This window comes from Acidovorax sp. K2F, from assembly GCF_025246485.1.
Taxonomy (GTDB): Bacteria; Pseudomonadota; Gammaproteobacteria; order Burkholderiales; family Burkholderiaceae_C; genus Acidovorax; species Acidovorax delafieldii.
Genome location: NZ_JAOBSQ010000059.1, coordinates 65,607 through 81,133, shown reverse-complemented (window position 1 = coordinate 81,133; position 15,527 = coordinate 65,607). Strand labels below are relative to the sequence as shown.

General features: G+C 68.4%; 17 protein-coding genes. 10 read left to right on the top strand and 7 right to left on the bottom strand.

Annotated features, from left to right (window positions below):
• A complete protein-coding gene (locus N4G42_RS23175) occupies nt 1-894 on the top strand; it encodes an oxidoreductase (RefSeq protein ID WP_260668872.1) in 894 nt (297 codons plus the stop codon).
• Nucleotides 895-994: 100 nt separating this feature from the next.
• Here N4G42_RS23175 and N4G42_RS23170 read toward each other — a convergent pair whose 3' ends face one another.
• Entirely contained in the window at nt 995-1,531 is a 537-nt protein-coding gene (locus N4G42_RS23170) for a hypothetical protein (RefSeq protein ID WP_260668871.1), read from the bottom strand.
• Between the two features lie 50 nt (nt 1,532-1,581).
• On the bottom strand, nt 1,582-2,310 hold the full coding sequence (locus N4G42_RS23165) for an NIPSNAP family protein (protein WP_260668870.1): 729 nt from the start codon (nt 2,308-2,310) through the stop codon (nt 1,582-1,584).
• A 136-nt stretch (nt 2,311-2,446) separates the two neighbouring features.
• On the opposite strand from N4G42_RS23165, the gene N4G42_RS23160 reads away from it, so the two are divergent.
• A complete protein-coding gene (locus N4G42_RS23160; protein WP_260668869.1) occupies nt 2,447-3,427 on the top strand; it encodes a helix-turn-helix transcriptional regulator in 981 nt (326 codons plus the stop codon).
• Between the two features lie 11 nt (nt 3,428-3,438).
• Here the strand turns inward: N4G42_RS23160 and N4G42_RS25600 are convergent, their stop codons facing one another.
• The gene (locus N4G42_RS25600; protein ID WP_313771927.1) at nt 3,439-5,121 is read right to left on the bottom strand and encodes a methyl-accepting chemotaxis protein; all 1,683 of its coding nucleotides are present in this window, start codon (nt 5,119-5,121) and stop codon (nt 3,439-3,441) included.
• A gap of 303 nt (nt 5,122-5,424) precedes the next feature.
• Complete coding sequence (locus N4G42_RS23145; protein ID WP_056742934.1) at nt 5,425-6,090, bottom strand: TetR/AcrR family transcriptional regulator; 666 nt, start codon at nt 6,088-6,090, stop codon at nt 5,425-5,427.
• A gap of 112 nt (nt 6,091-6,202) precedes the next feature.
• Between N4G42_RS23145 and N4G42_RS23140 the strand changes: the two genes are divergently transcribed.
• The 6 genes from N4G42_RS23140 to N4G42_RS23115 all read left to right on the top strand — a co-directional run bounded on the left by N4G42_RS23140 (nt 6,203) and on the right by N4G42_RS23115 (nt 11,396).
• The gene (locus N4G42_RS23140; RefSeq protein ID WP_099731825.1) at nt 6,203-6,631 is read left to right on the top strand and encodes a VOC family protein; all 429 of its coding nucleotides are present in this window, start codon (nt 6,203-6,205) and stop codon (nt 6,629-6,631) included.
• 44 nt (nt 6,632-6,675) lie between these two features.
• Entirely contained in the window at nt 6,676-7,335 is a 660-nt protein-coding gene (locus N4G42_RS23135) for a glutathione S-transferase family protein (RefSeq protein WP_260668868.1), read from the top strand.
• A 33-nt stretch (nt 7,336-7,368) separates the two neighbouring features.
• Nucleotides 7,369-7,857 (top strand): DUF1579 domain-containing protein, encoded by a 489-nt coding sequence (locus N4G42_RS23130; protein ID WP_260668867.1) that lies wholly within the window; start codon nt 7,369-7,371, stop codon nt 7,855-7,857.
• 149 nt (nt 7,858-8,006) lie between these two features.
• The gene (locus N4G42_RS23125) at nt 8,007-9,452 is read left to right on the top strand and encodes an MFS transporter (protein WP_260668866.1); all 1,446 of its coding nucleotides are present in this window, start codon (nt 8,007-8,009) and stop codon (nt 9,450-9,452) included.
• A 226-nt stretch (nt 9,453-9,678) separates the two neighbouring features.
• The gene (locus tag N4G42_RS23120; RefSeq protein WP_260668865.1) at nt 9,679-10,758 is read left to right on the top strand and encodes a pirin family protein; all 1,080 of its coding nucleotides are present in this window, start codon (nt 9,679-9,681) and stop codon (nt 10,756-10,758) included.
• 161 nt (nt 10,759-10,919) lie between these two features.
• Complete coding sequence (locus tag N4G42_RS23115) at nt 10,920-11,396, top strand: peptidylprolyl isomerase (RefSeq protein WP_056067938.1); 477 nt, start codon at nt 10,920-10,922, stop codon at nt 11,394-11,396.
• Between the two features lie 137 nt (nt 11,397-11,533).
• On the opposite strand, the gene N4G42_RS23110 is transcribed toward N4G42_RS23115, so the two are convergent.
• Nucleotides 11,534-11,860: a hypothetical protein gene (locus N4G42_RS23110; protein WP_260668864.1), complete on the bottom strand. Its 327-nt coding sequence runs from the start codon at nt 11,858-11,860 to the stop codon at nt 11,534-11,536.
• Nucleotides 11,861-11,945: 85 nt separating this feature from the next.
• Nucleotides 11,946-12,884 (bottom strand): LysR family transcriptional regulator, encoded by a 939-nt coding sequence (locus tag N4G42_RS23105; RefSeq protein ID WP_260668863.1) that lies wholly within the window; start codon nt 12,882-12,884, stop codon nt 11,946-11,948.
• Nucleotides 12,885-13,000: 116 nt separating this feature from the next.
• Between N4G42_RS23105 and N4G42_RS23100 the strand changes: the two genes are divergently transcribed.
• Complete coding sequence (locus N4G42_RS23100) at nt 13,001-13,642, top strand: glutathione S-transferase family protein (protein WP_121421529.1); 642 nt, start codon at nt 13,001-13,003, stop codon at nt 13,640-13,642.
• The gene (locus N4G42_RS23095; RefSeq protein WP_260668862.1) at nt 13,639-14,640 is read left to right on the top strand and encodes a pyridoxamine 5'-phosphate oxidase family protein; all 1,002 of its coding nucleotides are present in this window, start codon (nt 13,639-13,641) and stop codon (nt 14,638-14,640) included. Before N4G42_RS23100 ends, N4G42_RS23095 begins: the two co-directional genes overlap by 4 nt.
• On the opposite strand, the gene N4G42_RS23090 is transcribed toward N4G42_RS23095, so the two are convergent.
• Nucleotides 14,534-15,523 (bottom strand): TIGR03915 family putative DNA repair protein, encoded by a 990-nt coding sequence (locus tag N4G42_RS23090; protein ID WP_260668861.1) that lies wholly within the window; start codon nt 15,521-15,523, stop codon nt 14,534-14,536. The two genes, N4G42_RS23095 and N4G42_RS23090, sit on opposite strands and share 107 nt — an antisense overlap.
• Between the last annotated feature and the right edge of the window lie 4 nt (nt 15,524-15,527).

The window sequence follows — 15,527 nt, the reverse complement described above, 5'->3', positions numbered from 1 at the left end:
ATGACTCCCACCACAGTCACCACCACCCATTCCTCGTATTCCCGCGTCTGGCTGATCACCGGCGCCTCGCGCGGCATCGGCGCGCGCATTGCCGAGGCCGCGCTGGCCCAGGGCGATGCCGTCATCGCCACATCACGCGATGCCGCATCGGTTGAAAAGCGCTTGGGCGCACACGATGCCCTGTTGCCCCTGGCGCTGGACGTGACCGATGAGGCCCAGGCCCGCCATGCCGTAGGCGCGGCGCTCGACCGCTTCGGCCGCATCGACGTGCTGGTCAACAACGCAGGCTATGGCCTGCTGGGTGCGGTGGAAGAGGCCACCGCCGACGAGGTGCGGCGCCTGTACGACACCAACGTGTTCGGCCTGCTGCATGTGACCCGCGCCGTGCTGCCCGCCATGCGCACGCGCCGCGCCGGGCATGTGGTCAACATCTCGTCGCTGGGCGGTGTGCAGTCGGCCGCCGGGTTTGGCCTGTACTGCTCCACCAAGTTCGCGGTCGAGGGCATCACCGAGGCGCTGCATGCCGAGCTGGCGCCGCTGGGCATCCACGCCACGGTGGTGGAGCCGGGGTACTTCCGCACCGAGTTTCTGGACAGCGCCTCGCTGGCCGTGTCGCCCCGGGTGCTGGACGACTACGCCGAGAGCGCCGGTGCCGTGCGCGAGGCCGCCCGCCGCATCAACCTGAACCAGCCCGGCGACCCGGTGCGCCTGGCCCAGGCCGTGATGCAGCTGGTGGCCAGCCCCACGCCGCCGCTGCGCCTGCCGCTGGGCACGGACACGCTGCAGACCATTGCCGACAAACATGCCTTCGTGGCAAAAGAGACGGCGCAGTGGCGTGCGGTGGCGGCGTCCACAGACTTCCCGTTGCAGGAAGCCGCGCTTCAGGCGGCGTGAGTCCCTGCTCCTCCTGGGGTAGCTGGCAGCACCCTGCCATCAGGCGGCAGGGGCTGTTGGGTCTCCCATTTTTGGGCCTGGTGCTGGGGGCTGACCACGCTCACGTAGGCCGTGCAAACTCCATCACCCAGTTCACCTCCCAGGTCGCGCCGCCATCGTCCGAAAACGCCTGCTGCCAGTGCGGGGCGCCGGTGTGCATCTGCGACCACTCGAAGCGCACGCGCACCGGGCGGCCTTCGAACAGCTCCTCGCCTTCAAACAGGCCCACACCGCCCTGGAAGCCGCCCACCACGGGCGGCAGCAGCAGGCCGTTGGCCGGGTCCAGGCCGCCCGTGAGGTTGTCCAGCCAGTAGATGCTCCAGCGCTGCGTGACAGGGTTGAACACACGCAGTGCCATGCCCACGTAGCCGGGCTTCCATGCCAGCGGCGTGAAGTCGTCGAAGTTGCCGATGCCACCGGGCAATGGACGTGCGGTGCCCGTGGCGTCAAACACCTCCCAGTCGTGGCAGCCCGCGAGCCTGCGCACCAGCCGCGTGTTGCGAATGCGCCAGGGGCCCATGAGGAAATCGAAGTCGCGCGCAGCGCTGGGCGCCACGGTGGGCGACGGGATGGGAGTGAGGCGGGCTGGGGTGGACATGGTGGGGCTCCGTGGTGGTAGGTGCGTCAGGGGAAGAGGTTTGCGGTGAGTCACGCATGCAACGCCGAGCGCGCGGTGGGCTGCAGGCGGAGCACCTCGGGCTCTGCCGCCAGCCAGGGCGCAAGACCGGGCGCCACGTCACGCGCCCAGGCCCCGCTGTCGGTAAACGATGTCAGCGCAGCCTCGTCGCCAAACAGGGCCAGGCCCACCAGCACGGGTTCGCCTTCGCGCACCGGCAGGCGGGCGAAAGTGTTGGGGCTGGGCTCGGTGCAGAACCAGGCGATCTCGCGCGCGCCACCGCGCTGCAGGGTGGGCGTCACGCGGTGGCGGCAGAAGTCCAGCAGTGGTGGTGTGGCGGGTTCCCGCAACGGCAACACGGTGACCTGCAGGACGCCAGCGGTGGCACCCTGCGCGCCAGGCTGCGGCCTTGCATGGTGTGGCAGGGCCGCCGTGGCGCCGGGCCAGGCGGGGCAGAGCAGGTGCACGTTGTCCGAATCGATCATGGTCGCATTGGCGGCGTTGCGGTGTGCCGCCCACACGGGGCCGCCATAGAAGCCCTCCAGCGCGCGGTGGCGCGCCTGCATGTCGGCAAAGCTGCGCAGCCAGACGAACCGGTCCGGCCGGTCCAGGTCGCGGAACTGGCCCAGCACGCGCATGCCGAGCGCCTCCTGGGTTTCCACAAACTCCCGGTCGAACAGGTCGATGAGCACCTCGCGCTGTTGGGGGTGTAGGGTGTACTGGCGCAGTTCAACGATGGCGTGGGGATCGGTGGTGGGCATGAGGGCTCCTGAAAAGGTATGGGGGGCAACAAGGCAAAGACAGGCCTGCAGTGTGCGCACTGATACCTGCCAACCCATGGCAGGTATTTGCGCTATCTTTGGTGTTCTGTCTTTTTGCACACCCCTGCCAAAACCCATGCGCGCCAGCCGTTTGTTGTCCCTCCAGATGCTGCTGGAAACGCGCGGTCGCATGAGCGCGCAGGCGCTGGCCGAGGCGCTGGAGGTGTCGGTGCGCACGCTGTACCGCGATGTGGACCAGCTCAGCGCTGCGGGTGTGCCCATCTATGCCGAGCGGGGGCGCCACGGTGGCTTTGCGCTGCTGCCGGGCTGGAAGACCACGCTCACAGGCCTCACGCCGTCGGAGGCGCAGGCCGTTTTCTTGAGCGGCCTGCCCGGCCCTGCGCAGGACCTGGGCCTGGGCGGCGATGTGGCGGGGGCGCGCCTGAAGCTGCTGGCCGCACTGCCCGCCGCCTGGCGCGACGACGCGCAGCGCGTGAGCACGCGCCTGCACCTGGACCCCGTGGACTGGTACCGCGAGAGCGACCCCACGCCGCATTTGCCCCCGGTGGCAGCCGCCGTATGGAGCGGCCACCAGATCACCCTGCGCTATGAGGGCTGGGCGCGCACGGCAGAGCGTACGGTGAGCCCGCTGGGCTTGGTGCTGAAAGCGGGCGTGTGGTACCTGGTGGCCTTGCCCACGGGAGCCGACACGCGCGGGCCCCGCACCTACCGGGTGTCGAACATCCTCGCGGCCACAGCGCTGGACCAACCAGCCAGGCGTCCCGCACGCTTTGACCTGCCGGGCTACTGGGCCGCGTCGATCCGGCGTTTTGAGTCAGGCCTGTACACGGGCGAGGCCGCACTGCTGGCCACGCCCGAAGGGTTGCGCGGTCTGCGCGCGCTCAGCAGCGCCGTGGCCCGAGCGGTGGCCGCCGCTCCTCCGTCCCGCCGCAAGGACGGCCGCACGCCCGTGACCATCCCCATCGAGTCGGTGGAGCATGCCTGCGGGCAGCTGATGCGGTTGTCGCCGGAGGTGGAAGTGTTGCGGCCCATGGCATTGCGCCGCGCGCTGGTGGCGCGGGTGCAGGCCACGGCGCGGCTGTACGGCGCGCAGTAGCAGAGCCCTGACTAAACGGCCGTCAGCGCCTTGGGGAACGGAGCCCGAACGCCCAGGGGCTGAATCGTCACGGAGCCTGGCCGCTGTTGCGGCGGGCGCTGCACATCTGCCACGGTGCGCACGGGCTCTTCCACGCGGAACACCGCCACGGATTCCACCAGGCCATGGGCCTGCTGGTTCAGCGTGTGGGCGGCGGCCGCCATCTGTTCCACCAGCGCTGCGTTTTGCTGGGTGGACTGGTCGAGCTCGGCCACTGCGTTGCCGATCTGCCCGATGCCTGCGCTCTGTTCGCGCGTGGCGGCGCTGATTGCACCGATCAGGTCGGCCACGCGGTTCACCTCGCCCACGATCTCGGTCATTGCGGAGCCTGCCGTGTGCGCCAGTGCAGACCCTGTCTCCACCTTCTCCACGCTGGCCTCGATGAGCGACTTGATTTCCTTGGCCGCTTGCGCGCTGCGCTGGGCCAGCGTGCGCACTTCGCTCGCCACCACGGCAAAGCCCCTGCCTTGCTCTCCGGCCCGGGCGGCCTCCACGGCCGCATTCAGCGCCAGGATGTTGGTCTGGAACGCAATGCTGTCGATCACGCCGATGATGTCGCCAATGCGGCGTGAGCTGGTGGTAATGTCATCCATGGTGCTGACCACCCGCGCCACCACCGCGCCGCCGTGCTCTGCGGCCTCGCGCGCGGCCGATGCAAGCTGGGCCGCTTGTTGCGCGGTGTCGGCGTTCTGTTGCACCGTGGCGGTCATTTCTTCCATGGAGGCTGCGCTTTGCTGCAGGTTGCCGGACTGCTGCTCGGTGCGGTGCGACAGGTCTGCATTGCCCGTCGCAATCTCCTGGGAGCCCGCCTCAATGGTCGTGGCCGATGCGCGCACGCGCCCCACGATACTGGCCAGCGCGGCCTGCATGTCCCCCAGCGACGCGAGCACACTGTCGGCGGGCGCCGTGGCGCTGCCGGACACGGTGCCCAGGTCGCCCGACGCAACGCGCCTTGCTGCCGCGCTGAGGTGCACCGGGTCAGCGCCCAGAGACCGCATGAGGCTGCGGTTGATGAGCGCAGCCAGCGCCGTGGCCGCCAGGATCGACACCACGGTGGCCAGGATGAGCAGGAGGCGCTTGTTGCCGAACTTTTCGGCCGCGTGGCTGATTTCCTGGTCTGCGGAGGCCGCCACGGCCTGCGTGTATACGGACGTGGTGCTGATCAGCTGCTTGAGCAGTGGCTGGCATTCGGCGTTCATCTTGGTGATCGCCTCGTCCTTCTTGCCGTCCCGCGCCAGGCCCACGATGGCCAGCGCCACGGGCCCGTAGCTGCGCTCGATGGTCTGCAGTTGCTCGAACAGCTCGCGTTCCCTTGCGGGCACCTGTGCGGCGTTGGCCACGGCCTGGCGCAGTTCTGCCATCTTGGTCTGCACGCGCTCGTGCGCGGCCGTCACGGCAACGGTCTCTGCCTGCAGGTCTGCGGCGCTGGTCAGCAGGATCAGGTTGCGGGCCGCAATGGCCCGTGCATTGGCCGCCGCCTGAATGTCGCGCGCCAGGCCGCCCCGGTGGAATTCATTGCCCACAAAGCGCTGGAAGTCTTCGCGCGCGTCGCCCAGGCTGCGCAGCGACAGGAGGGCAACGGCGATCAATATCGCGATCAATACAGAAAAGGCAAACGCCAGCTTTTGGGTGACGGTTCTTTGGTGAAAAGCCATGGAAAGTCCGGGTGGGTGTCATTCACGGCCGAGGTGCCGTCTGACCGGCTGGCAAACGGGCGCCAGCCAAAGGATGGGTTATGCGCGCAGTGGTTTGTAACCGTGCGTATCAATTTGTGAATTGTCGGTCACAAAGCGCCACGGCCGTGTAGGCCAAGTTCGACAACCTGCGCCGCCACAGGGAATTCGTTCTTGTTACAAATCAGCGAATGTGAATCCGTGCTATGGCACGAAAGGCGGGTCACTCCGGCCCGCCAGCCAGGGCAATGCAGGGCGCGCGCGTGGCCGGGTGAGGCCGCGCGCTCAAAGCCCCCGTTCCACCATGTCCAGCAACCGCTGGCCCAGCAGGTCCAGCATCTGTTGGGGCGTGCCGCGCAGCGGCCCGTCGATGGCCAGCAGCGCCATGCCATGCACGGTGGACCAGGCTAGGTATTCGGCGCCGGGGCGGCGCCCGGGCGGCAGGGCGCCCGCGGCCACCAGGTCGTCCAGTGCGGCGCTCAGGTGCTGGAAGGGGTTGAGTCCCGTGGCACCGCCCATGGCGGGGTCGGGGGTTTGTTGCACCGTGAAGCGGCCACCGAAGGCGGTGCGAAAGAGCCCCGTCTCGGTGTGCGCAAACCGCAGGTAGCCGGCGCCCACGGCGCGCACCTTGGCGTGGGCCTGCTCGGTGGGCGTGCCGGTGGTGGGCACAAGGGCCAGCTCGGCCTCCATGGACCGCGCGGCGGCGGCCACGGCAGCGGCGCGCACGGCGCCCAGCAGGTCGTCGCGGTTCGCGAAATGGCGGTAGGCCGCATTGGGCGCCACACCCGCGCGGCGTGTGGCCTCGCGCAGCACCACCGCATCCGGCCCGCCCTGGCGCGCCAGTTCGATGCCCGCGTCCAGCAGCGCACGGTGCAGATCCCCGTGGCGGTAGGTGGCGCGTGCGGCGGGTGCGCTGGAGGGGGCCGCTTTGTTGCGGGTGCTTACGGTCATGGATCGTTGGGATGTGGACACTGTCCATTATCTTTGTTATTGTTTGTGGACGGTGTTCACAATTGCGCGCCGAAACCCTTTCTGCCCCGTCCATGTTCCCCAGGAGACCCCCATGAAAGTCGAGCCCTACCTGATGTTCGAAGGCCGCTGCGATGAAGCGCTGGAGTTTTACCGCCACGCTTTGGGCGCCCAAGTCACCATGCTCATGCGCTACAAGGACAACCCCGAGCCCGCCGCCGGCGAGGGCTGCGCCGATGGCAGCGGCCCGGGCCCCACGCCCGAGATGGTCATGCACGCCTCGTTCACCGTGGGCGACACGCAGATCATGGCGTCGGACGGCATGGGCTCGGGCCACGCCAGCTTCCAGGGCATCTCGCTGGCGCTGAGCCCCGCCAATGCGGCCGATGCCAAACGTTATTTCGACGCGCTGGCCGATGGCGGCAAGGTGCAGATGCCGCTCACCAAGACCTTTTTCTCGCAGGCTTTTGGCATGGTGGCCGACCGCTTTGGCGTGCCCTGGATGGTGGTGGCCCCCGAATGAGTGCAACCAGCATCACCCCCACCGACTCCCCCACAGGAACCCGCATGCTCGCTCTCTATGGCCACCATTTTTCGTCCTACACCCAGAAGGTGCTCATCGCGCTGTACGAGAACGGGACACCGTTCGAACTGCTCAATCTTGACCCCGCAGAGCCCGTTAGCCATTCCGCCGACTGGTTGCGCCACTGGCCGCTGGCGAAGTTTCCGGTGCTGGTGGACGGTGACCACACGGTGGTGGAAAGCAGCATCGTGATCGAGCACCTGCAGCTCGCGCACCCGGGGCCTGTGCCGCTGATTCCCGCCGACCCCCGGGCGGCACTGGACGTGCGGTTCATGGACCGCTTCTTTGACCTGCACGTGATGGCCCCGGTGCAGCACGCGGTGAATGCCGCGCTGACCGGCAACGCCGAGCGCAAGGCAGAAGGCGTGGCCTGGGCTGCGGAGAAGCTGGAGAAAGCCTACGCCTGGCTGGAGGGCATGTGGGCAGGGCGCACCTGGGCGGCGGGCGAGCCATTCTCGCTGGCCGACTGCGCTGCGGCGCCCTCGCTGTTCTATGCCGACTGGACGCACCCCATCGCGGCCACCTACCCGCAGCTGCGCGCCTACCGTGCCGGGCTGCTGGCACGCCCCTCGTTTGCACGCGCGGTGGAAGGCGGGCGCCCCTACCGCCATTACTTTCCGCTCGGTGCGCCCGACCGCGACTGAGCAGCGCCCGCACCACGGCATCAGGAGACTCCGATGATGAATCCCGAACCCCAAGCCATGCACCGCTGGCTGCAGCAGCTGCTGGGCGACTGGACCTGCGAATCCCTGGCCGACATGGGCCCGGACCAGCCCCCCGCGCAAAGCCGGGGCACCGAGCAAGTGCGCGCGCTGGGCAGCCTGTGGGTGCTGTGCGAAGGGGCGGGCTCCATGCCCGGCGGGGGCGGCGACGCCCGCATGCTGATGACGCTGGGCTACGACCCGGACCAGCAGGCGTTCGTCGGCACCTGGGTGGGCTCGATGATGACCCACCTGTGGGTGTACCGTGGCACGCTCGATGCGGACCAGAAGGTGCTGACGCTGGAGACCGAAGGCCCCAGCTTCAAGAACGATGGCGCCACCATGCGCTACCGGGACGTGATCACCATGGTCACCACCAACGAGCGCACGCTCACCTCATTCGGCCAGCAGCCGGACGGCAGCTGGAAGCAGTTCATGCAAGCCAAGTACACGAGAACCCCCTGAGCCGCTGCGCGGCTTCCCCCTGGAGGGGGACGCACCCGTTGGACTGGCGGAGCCAGCTCCACAGGCGCACTGGCATCGCACTCCGCCAGTCGCAAGCGCAACGCGCGTGACACACTGCGCTGTCCATCTCTTCTGATTTCCGCTGTCCCATGACCCTCCGCATCGAAGGCCGCGCACGCTGGCCCGCACTCATCCTGCTGTGCCTGGGCGAGCTGATGATCGTGCTCGACACCACCATCGTGAATGTCGCGCTGCCCAGCATCAAGGCCGACCTGGGCTTTACCGAAACCTCGCTGGTGTGGGTGGTCAACGCCTACATGCTCACCTTTGGCGGCTGCCTGCTGCTGGGTGGGCGCCTGGGCGATCTGTACGGCCACCGGCGGCTGTTCCTTGCGGGCATCACGCTGTTCACCATCGCATCGCTGGCCTGCGGGCTGGCCAATACGCAGGGGCTGCTGGTGGCGGCGCGCGCGGTGCAGGGCGTGGGCGGCGCGGTGGTGTCGGCCGTGGCTTTGTCGCTCATCATGAATCTGTTCACCGAGCCCGGCGAGCGTGCGCGCGCCATGGGCGTCTACGGCTTTGTGTGTGCCGGGGGCGGCAGCATTGGGGTGCTGTTGGGCGGGGTGCTCACCAGCGCGTTGAGCTGGCACTGGATCTTTCTGGTCAACATCCCCGTGGGCGTGGCCATCTATCTGGCCTGCCTGGCGCTGCTGCCGGGCGGCAAGGGGCAGGCCCACGGGCAGCGGCTGGACGTGGCGGGCGCCTTCACCATCACCGCGTCGCTGATGCTGGCGGTGTACGCCATCGTCAACGGCAACGCGGCGGGGTGGACCTCGCTGCAGTCGCTGGGGCTGATGGGGGCTGCGGCGGCGCTGCTGGCGGCGTTTTTGTTCATCGAGTCGCATGTGGCTGCGCCGCTGGTGCCCCTGCCGCTGCTGCGGCTGCGCAACCTGGCCATCTCCAACGTGGTGGGCGTGCTGTGGGCGGCGTCGATGTTTGCGTGGTTCTTTCTGTCGGCGCTGTACATGCAGCTGGTGCTGGGCTACGACGCCATGCAGGTGGGCCTGGCGTTCCTGCCGTCCAACCTCATCATGGCGGGCTGCTCGCTGGGGCTGTCGGCCTGGGTGGTGATGCGTTTTGGCATTTGCCGCACGCTGGGCTGGGGGCTGCTGCTGGCGGCGGTGGGTCTGGCCCTGTTTGCGCTGGCGCCCACCGAGGGGCGGTTTGTGGTCCACGTGCTGCCCGGCATGCTGCTGCTGGGCGTGGGCGCCGGCATTGCGCTCAACCCGCTGCTGCTGGCCGCCATGGGCGATGTGAAGCCCGAAGACTCGGGGCTGGCCTCGGGGGTGGTGAACACCGCGTTCATGATGGGCGGCGCGCTGGGCCTCGCCATCCTGGCCAGCCTGGCCGATGCGCGCACCGACCACCTGCGCCAGGCCGGGGCCAGCGTGCAGCAGGCGCTCAATGCGGGCTACCAGCTGGCGTTCTGGGTGTCGGCCTTGTGCTCGCTGGTGGCCGCCGTGCTGGGGGGGTTCGTGTTGCGCCCGGCACCGCCTCCGTCCGCCGCCGCGCCTTCCCACGCGGGTGCCGTGTGAGGAGATAGAGTGCTATCTAATTAATAGCGGTTCAGGCATATTCCACTAGCGCATGCCGTCATTTTGGCTTGAAATGGTGGCGAAGCTGTGTGCGCACGCTGTGCGGCACTGTCCTGTATGCCGCACCGCACTGTTCCACCCAGCGCACTTCTGAAAGCGGCCGCTGGCCTTATCTTTGGCAGGCGTGCTGCCCGATAGCCGGTGGCGCAAACCCAAGGAGTCCTTGATGTCGTCCTCCCCCACCGTGTCTTCGTCTGCCGCCAGCCTGCCCGTCGTGCAGGCCCAGGCGCTGGGTCCGCTGTGGCCCACGATGGACCCGTTCCTGTTCTGCGCCCATCATGACGACGCCTACCCCGCAGGCAACGGCGCGTTTGCGCCGGCCGTGTCGCTGGAGGGCCGCCAGATCGGCAGCGACTTCAGCCGCAAGGATGGCTGGAGCATGTACCACGGCGACACCGTGCCCGGCTTTCCGGGCCACCCGCACCGGGGCTTTGAAACCGTCACCCTCGTGCGCAAGGGCCTCATCGACCATTCCGACTCGCTGGGCGCCGCCGCGCGCTTTGGCGGGGGCGATGTGCAGTGGGTCACGGCGGGCAAGGGCATCGTGCATTCGGAGATGTTCCCCTTGCTCAACGCCACCGAGCCCAACCCGCTGGAGCTGTTCCAGATCTGGCTGAACCTGCCCGCGAAGAACAAGATGGTGGAGCCGCACTTCACCATGCTGTGGAACGAGCGCATTCCGCGCCTGGTCCACCACGACGATGCAGGTCGCGCCACCACGGTGACGGTGGTGGCGGGCGCCCTGCCCGGCGCGCCCGCGCCGCTGGCGCCGCCACCCGAGTCCTGGGCTTCGCAGCCCGAGGGCGATGTGGCGATCTGGACGCTGCGCATGGACCCCGGCGCGCAGTGGACGCTGCCCGCCGCGCGCGGTCAGGGCACGCGCCGCATGCTGTACTTTTTTGTGGGCGACAGCCTGCGCGTGGGCCCGCAGGACGTGGGCCAGCACGCCGCGCTGGAGCTGGTGGCCGGGCAGGACTGGCAGCTGACCAACACCGGCGCCACGCCGCTGGAATGCCTGCTGCTGCAAGGCCAGCCCATCGCCGAGCCCGTGGCGCAGTACGGCCCGTTTGTGATGAACACACAGGCCGAGATCATGCAGGCCATGAACGACTACCGCCGTACCCAGTTCGGCGGCTGGCCCTGGCCCGACCAGGACCCGGTGCACGGCACCGAAGCGCGGCGTTTTGCGCGCTACCCGGGCCAGACGGAGGAAGAGCGCCCGGCCGAGGCCCCGGCGGGCGCATAGGTTTGTTCACCAGGCCCTGACAAGCTTTCACGGGGCGCTGCGGCAGCCGTCCGGCGCCTCGTGGACAATCCGGGGTTTCGTTCTGACCTGTGCGGCGGCTGGTGGCATACCCCTGCCAGCCCCGCGCCGACTCTTCACCGCCTGAAAGCGCAAGCACCACCATGGCTACCACCATCACCAAAGACTCCGCCGTCACCATCACCTACAAGGTCACCACCCCCCAGGGCAAGCCGCTGGATGCGGGGCACCTGTCGTACCTGCACGGTGGCTACGAAAACATCTTCCCCAAGGTCGAGGCCGCACTCGATGGCCAGGCCGTGGGCTTCAGCACCACGCTGCAGCTGGCGGTGGAAGACGCCTTCGGCGCGCGCGATGAAAGCCTGGTGCGCACCATTCCCAAAAGCGAGTTCCCACCCGGCGTGAAGGTCGGCGGCCAGCTGCAAGGCGTGGGCAACGACGGCCAGCCCGCCGTGTTCAACGTGGTCAAGATCAAGGGCCCCGAAGTGCACCTGGACGGCAACCACCCGCTGGCAGGGCAGGCGTTGACCTTCAGCTGCAAGGTCACTGAAGTGCGCGCTGCCAGCCCCGAAGAAGTTGCGCACCGCCATGTGCATGGTGCGCACGGCCACCACCATTGATGGTTGCTCGCCAGCCTGGGGCTGGTGACGCCCTCAGACCTTGGTGAACCAGCCATCTGCGCTGGCGTCCGGTAGCGGATATCCAGGCACAAAAAAGCCCGCATTGCGGGCTTTTTTGTTGGGTGAAGCGTTGTGAATTACTTGGCCGCTTCAGGCTTGGCAGCGTCGGCTTTTTTCTCTGCCGTTGCCTTGGTCTTCTTGGCCTTCGCCTTCTTGTCTGCCTTCTTTTCTGCAGGGGCCGACGCGGTGGCGGTCGGCGTTACTGCGGGCTTGGCTTCGGCTTTGACCGCTGGTGTGGCGGGCGTGGCTGGAGTCGCTGGGGTGGCAGGCATGGCCGATGTGGCAGGGGTCGCAGGCGCCGCGGCCTTCGCGGGGGTTGCTGGCGTTGCGGGGGCCGCAGGGGCTTGGGCAAACGATGCGGTCACAAAGAAACCGGCGAGCAGGGCAGCGAGGAGCTTGTTCATGAGAAATCCTTTCAGATCGGATAACCGCCCGACACAGCGTCGGACTTAGCTATGCAACGGCGCTCGGAGGCGTTGCGATGACAGGTTACGAAGTCATTGGCAACAAGGCGTTACCGCGCCCCAGACCGCGCCCGTTCAGCACCGGCTCCTTGGTCAAGCGCTCGCGTGCCCATTCCACAAAGGCGCGCACTTTCGCCGGGGCCCGTCGGCCTGCGGGGTACACGATGTGCACGGGCACGGGTGGCAGTTCGTGGTCGGCCAGCACGATGCGCAAGCGCCCTGCGCGCAGGCTGGCTGCGGCCTGGTAGGCGAGGCAGCGGGTCAGGCCGATGCCTGCCTCTGCGGCGGCAATGTCCACCTCGTTGCTGTTGCTGATCCATGTGAATTGCGGCTGGCCGGTGGCGCCATCGCGAAACTTCCAGGGCGCTGGCGTGCGTGCATCAAAGGCGAAGCCGATGGCCCGGTGGCTGCTCAGGTCGGCCGGGTGGCGTGGCTTGCCGTGTTGCGCCAGGTAGGCGGGAGACGCCACCACCAGGCGGCGCAGCGCACCCACCTGCACGGCAGTGAGGCCGGAGTCAGGCAGGTGCGCGATGCGGATGGCCACGTCCATGCCTTCATCGAGCAAGTGCACCAGGCGGTTGACGAACAGCGTGCGCACCTGCACGCGCGGCTGGGCCTGCAAAAAGCCCTGCACGATGGGCGCCACATGCTGGATGCCGAACATCTGCGGTGCCGTGATGGACAGCAGCCCCTGGGCCTCGGCCTGTGCACCGCTGGCGGCCTGCTCGGCCTCGTGCAGGTCGTTCAGGAGGGGACGGCAGTCGTGCAAGAAGCGCTCGCCCGCCTCGGTCAAGCGCACCATGCGCGTGCTGCGCTGGAACAGCAGCACACCCAGCCGCGCCTCCAGCGCCGCAATGGCGCGCGTGACAGCCGTGGCGGAGCAGCCCAGCCGCCGGCCCGCCACGGCAAAGCCGCCAGCGTCCGCTACGGCCACAAAACAGCGCAGGGTGTCGAGATAGTCCATGCAACCCATTATTGCGGATATCGCAATTATGAAAAGCGGTGATTGGTTATTCACATCGCAGCTTGCAATAGATATCGTCGAGCCATCTTTTCACTCACACCCGACGAGGCTTCACCATGTTCCCCTCCACCCCGCTCCAGCTGTACCGCATGCCCATCTCGGGCCATTGCCATCGCGTGGAGCTGATGCTGTCCCTGCTCGGCTTGCCCTATGAACTGATTGATGTAAATCTGCTGCGCGGCGAACACCAGCGCGCGGAGTTTCTGGCACTCAACCCGCTGGGCCAGGTGCCCGTGCTGGTGGACGCGGGCCAGGTGCTGAGCGACAGCAATGGCATCCTGGTGTATCTGGTGCAGCGCTACGCCCCCGGCAGTGCCTGGCTGCCACAAGACGCCGTGGGGCAGGCGCAGCTGCAGCGCTGGTTCAGCCTGGCGGCGGGCTTTCTGGCGCCGGGCATTGGGGGGCCGCGCTTTGCGACGTTGACGGGCCGTGCCGTGAACGAGGTGGCGCAGGCCACCGGCAAGCGCCTGCTCGCCTTCATGGAGGACGAACTGCAGGGGCGGGCCTGGTTGCTCGGGGGCTCAGCGCCCAGCCTGGCCGATGTGGCCATGGTCAGCTACACCTCGCAGGCCCACCTGGCAGGGCTGCCGCTGGATGCCTACCCGCGCATTGCGGCCTGGGTGGCGCGCATGCAGGCCTTGCCGGGCTATCCGGTGCTGGCCGACCAACTGCCCGCTGCCGAGCAGGTGGCGGCATGACAGCCACCGTGCCCGCTGCATCGGTTGGGGTGCCGGTGCCGCCCGAGGCATTCCACCCCGGTGAGCAGGCCTTGCAGGCGCGCGTGGGCGTGCGCGAGCGCATGGCGGCCGTGGGTGCCATGGTGTTGCGCGACCACATGCCCGACCAGCACCGCGAGCTGTTTGAAAAGCTGCCCACCTTGCTGCTGGGGACGTTGGATGAGCAAGGCCAGCCGTGGGCCACGATGCTTGCCGGACCGCCCGGGTTTGTGCACACCCCCGATGCGCAGCGCATGCAGATCGCGACCGCGCCGGATTCCAAGGACCCGGTGCTCGCACACCTGGCGCCAGGCGCGGCCGTGGGCGTGCTGGGGCTGGAGCCGCACACGCGGCGGCGCAACCGCATGAACGGGCGGGTAGCAGCGTTTGGCGATACCGGCCTGGGCGTGCAGGTGGTGCAGAGCTTTGGCAACTGCCCCAAATACATCCAGGCGCGGCAGCCTGGCCTGCGTGCTGCGCTGGTCGCTCCGGGCCCGGTGCAGTGGCTGGGGGCCGGATTGGACGCCGACGCCATCGCGCGTGTGCAGCGTGCCGACACCCTGTTCATTGCCAGTGCCTCGGCGCCACGCCCTGGTGCCGGGCACAGCGAAGGCGTGGATGTATCGCACCGGGGCGGCGAGCCGGGCTTTGTGCAGGTGGCGCACACGGAGGCCGGCGTGGTGCTGAGCCTGCCGGACTACCCTGGCAACCAGTTCTTCAACACCCTGGGCAACCTTGCGCTGCACCCGCTGGCAGGCTTGCTGGTGGTGGACTATGAAGAGGGCGGTTTGCTGCACATTGCCGCACAGGCCGAGGTGCTGTGGGACCGCGCAGCGCGTGCTGCCTGGCCCGGCGCACAGCGTGTGCTGCGCCTCACGGTGTTGCGCGCCCTGTGGCGGCCGCAGGTGCTGCCATGGCGCTGGACGTCGCCGGTGTCAGCCCCTCAGTTCCGGGTGATGCGTGAGGCGGCGCTGGACTGAGTGGGGCACCACCAGCGGGCCGCGCACGGGGTGTTGTTGTCCCCGCGATGCGCCTACGCGGCACGGTGGCCTCGGCCTCCACCATCTTGGCGCTGCGCTCGTGTGCTGTCTGCGCCAGCTCGGTGATGAGCGCGGCCTCGGGCAGGTTGTGCCAGTAGCGCGTAGGCATCTCCTTTTTCATCATGTTGAGCTTGAGCCGCGCGGGGTTGAAGATGTGGCGGTAGTAGGTGAGCCAAAGCGCCTCGCCCGCATCGGGCGGCGGCGCGTCGCTGCGCTGCGCGCCGGGGCCGGTGTGCAGCTGCTCGCCGTCCCAGCGCACGCTGGCGTCGGGCGTGAGGATGGCCCAGCGCATCTGCGTGAAGCGGCGGATGAAGAAGCCCGCGTTGGCCACGGTGATGTAGTGGTCGGGCTCGAACCAGGCCATGTGCAGGGTCTGGCCATCGGGTTCCACCACAGGCCGGAAGCGCACAAAGGCGTGCATCTTGTGGATGTCCCGCCGCACGCTGCGGACCATGTGGTGGGCCAACATGCGGTCGGCGTCCAGCGGGTCGTGCCGCGCGCTGTCGGCTTCATGGCCGCCCTGCGCCATGCGCCACAGCAGGCGGTACATCAGCGCTAAGCGGCCCGGGTCGCGGTGCAGGATGAGCTGCTCGCACAGGTGCACAAAGTCGGGCGGTACGCGCAGCGGCGGCGCATCGGGGGCAGGGCTGGGCAAGGTGTGGCTGGCAGCAGGCTCGGGCGCGAACAGGTCTTCAGCGGCATCCGCCAGGCAGCGCCAGTCCACAGCCTGCGGAGGCACGTTGGCTTGCACCAGGGCGCGTGCCGCTTGGCGAAAACCGGGCCAGTCGGTGGCGTGGTCCAGCGTGATGGTGTGGCGCTGCATGCGG

What these genes read in the sequence shown, in the direction of transcription:
- N4G42_RS23160 (WP_260668869.1), top strand. Translation starts at nt 2,447, where the DNA reads ATGCGCGCCAGCCGTTTGTTGTCCCTCCAGATGCTGCTGGAAACGCGC.
- N4G42_RS23130 (WP_260668867.1), top strand. Translation starts at nt 7,369, where the DNA reads ATGATGAATCCCGAACCCCAAGCCATGCACCGCTGGCTGCAGCAGCTG.
- N4G42_RS23100 (WP_121421529.1), top strand. Translation starts at nt 13,001, where the DNA reads ATGTTCCCCTCCACCCCGCTCCAGCTGTACCGCATGCCCATCTCGGGC.
- N4G42_RS23145 (WP_056742934.1), bottom strand. Translation starts at nt 6,090, where the DNA reads ATGACCGTAAGCACCCGCAACAAAGCGGCCCCCTCCAGCGCACCCGCC.
- N4G42_RS23170 (WP_260668871.1), bottom strand. Translation starts at nt 1,531, where the DNA reads ATGTCCACCCCAGCCCGCCTCACTCCCATCCCGTCGCCCACCGTGGCG.
- N4G42_RS25600 (WP_313771927.1), bottom strand. Translation starts at nt 5,121, where the DNA reads ATGGCTTTTCACCAAAGAACCGTCACCCAAAAGCTGGCGTTTGCCTTT.
- N4G42_RS23090 (WP_260668861.1), bottom strand. Translation starts at nt 15,523, where the DNA reads ATGCAGCGCCACACCATCACGCTGGACCACGCCACCGACTGGCCCGGT.
- N4G42_RS23135 (WP_260668868.1), top strand. Translation starts at nt 6,676, where the DNA reads ATGCTCGCTCTCTATGGCCACCATTTTTCGTCCTACACCCAGAAGGTG.
- N4G42_RS23110 (WP_260668864.1), bottom strand. Translation starts at nt 11,860, where the DNA reads ATGAACAAGCTCCTCGCTGCCCTGCTCGCCGGTTTCTTTGTGACCGCA.
- N4G42_RS23125 (WP_260668866.1), top strand. Translation starts at nt 8,007, where the DNA reads ATGACCCTCCGCATCGAAGGCCGCGCACGCTGGCCCGCACTCATCCTG.
- N4G42_RS23165 (WP_260668870.1), bottom strand. Translation starts at nt 2,310, where the DNA reads ATGCCCACCACCGATCCCCACGCCATCGTTGAACTGCGCCAGTACACC.
- N4G42_RS23120 (WP_260668865.1), top strand. Translation starts at nt 9,679, where the DNA reads ATGTCGTCCTCCCCCACCGTGTCTTCGTCTGCCGCCAGCCTGCCCGTC.
- N4G42_RS23140 (WP_099731825.1), top strand. Translation starts at nt 6,203, where the DNA reads ATGAAAGTCGAGCCCTACCTGATGTTCGAAGGCCGCTGCGATGAAGCG.
- N4G42_RS23105 (WP_260668863.1), bottom strand. Translation starts at nt 12,884, where the DNA reads ATGGACTATCTCGACACCCTGCGCTGTTTTGTGGCCGTAGCGGACGCT.
- N4G42_RS23095 (WP_260668862.1), top strand. Translation starts at nt 13,639, where the DNA reads ATGACAGCCACCGTGCCCGCTGCATCGGTTGGGGTGCCGGTGCCGCCC.
- N4G42_RS23175 (WP_260668872.1), top strand. Translation starts at nt 1, where the DNA reads ATGACTCCCACCACAGTCACCACCACCCATTCCTCGTATTCCCGCGTC.
- N4G42_RS23115 (WP_056067938.1), top strand. Translation starts at nt 10,920, where the DNA reads ATGGCTACCACCATCACCAAAGACTCCGCCGTCACCATCACCTACAAG.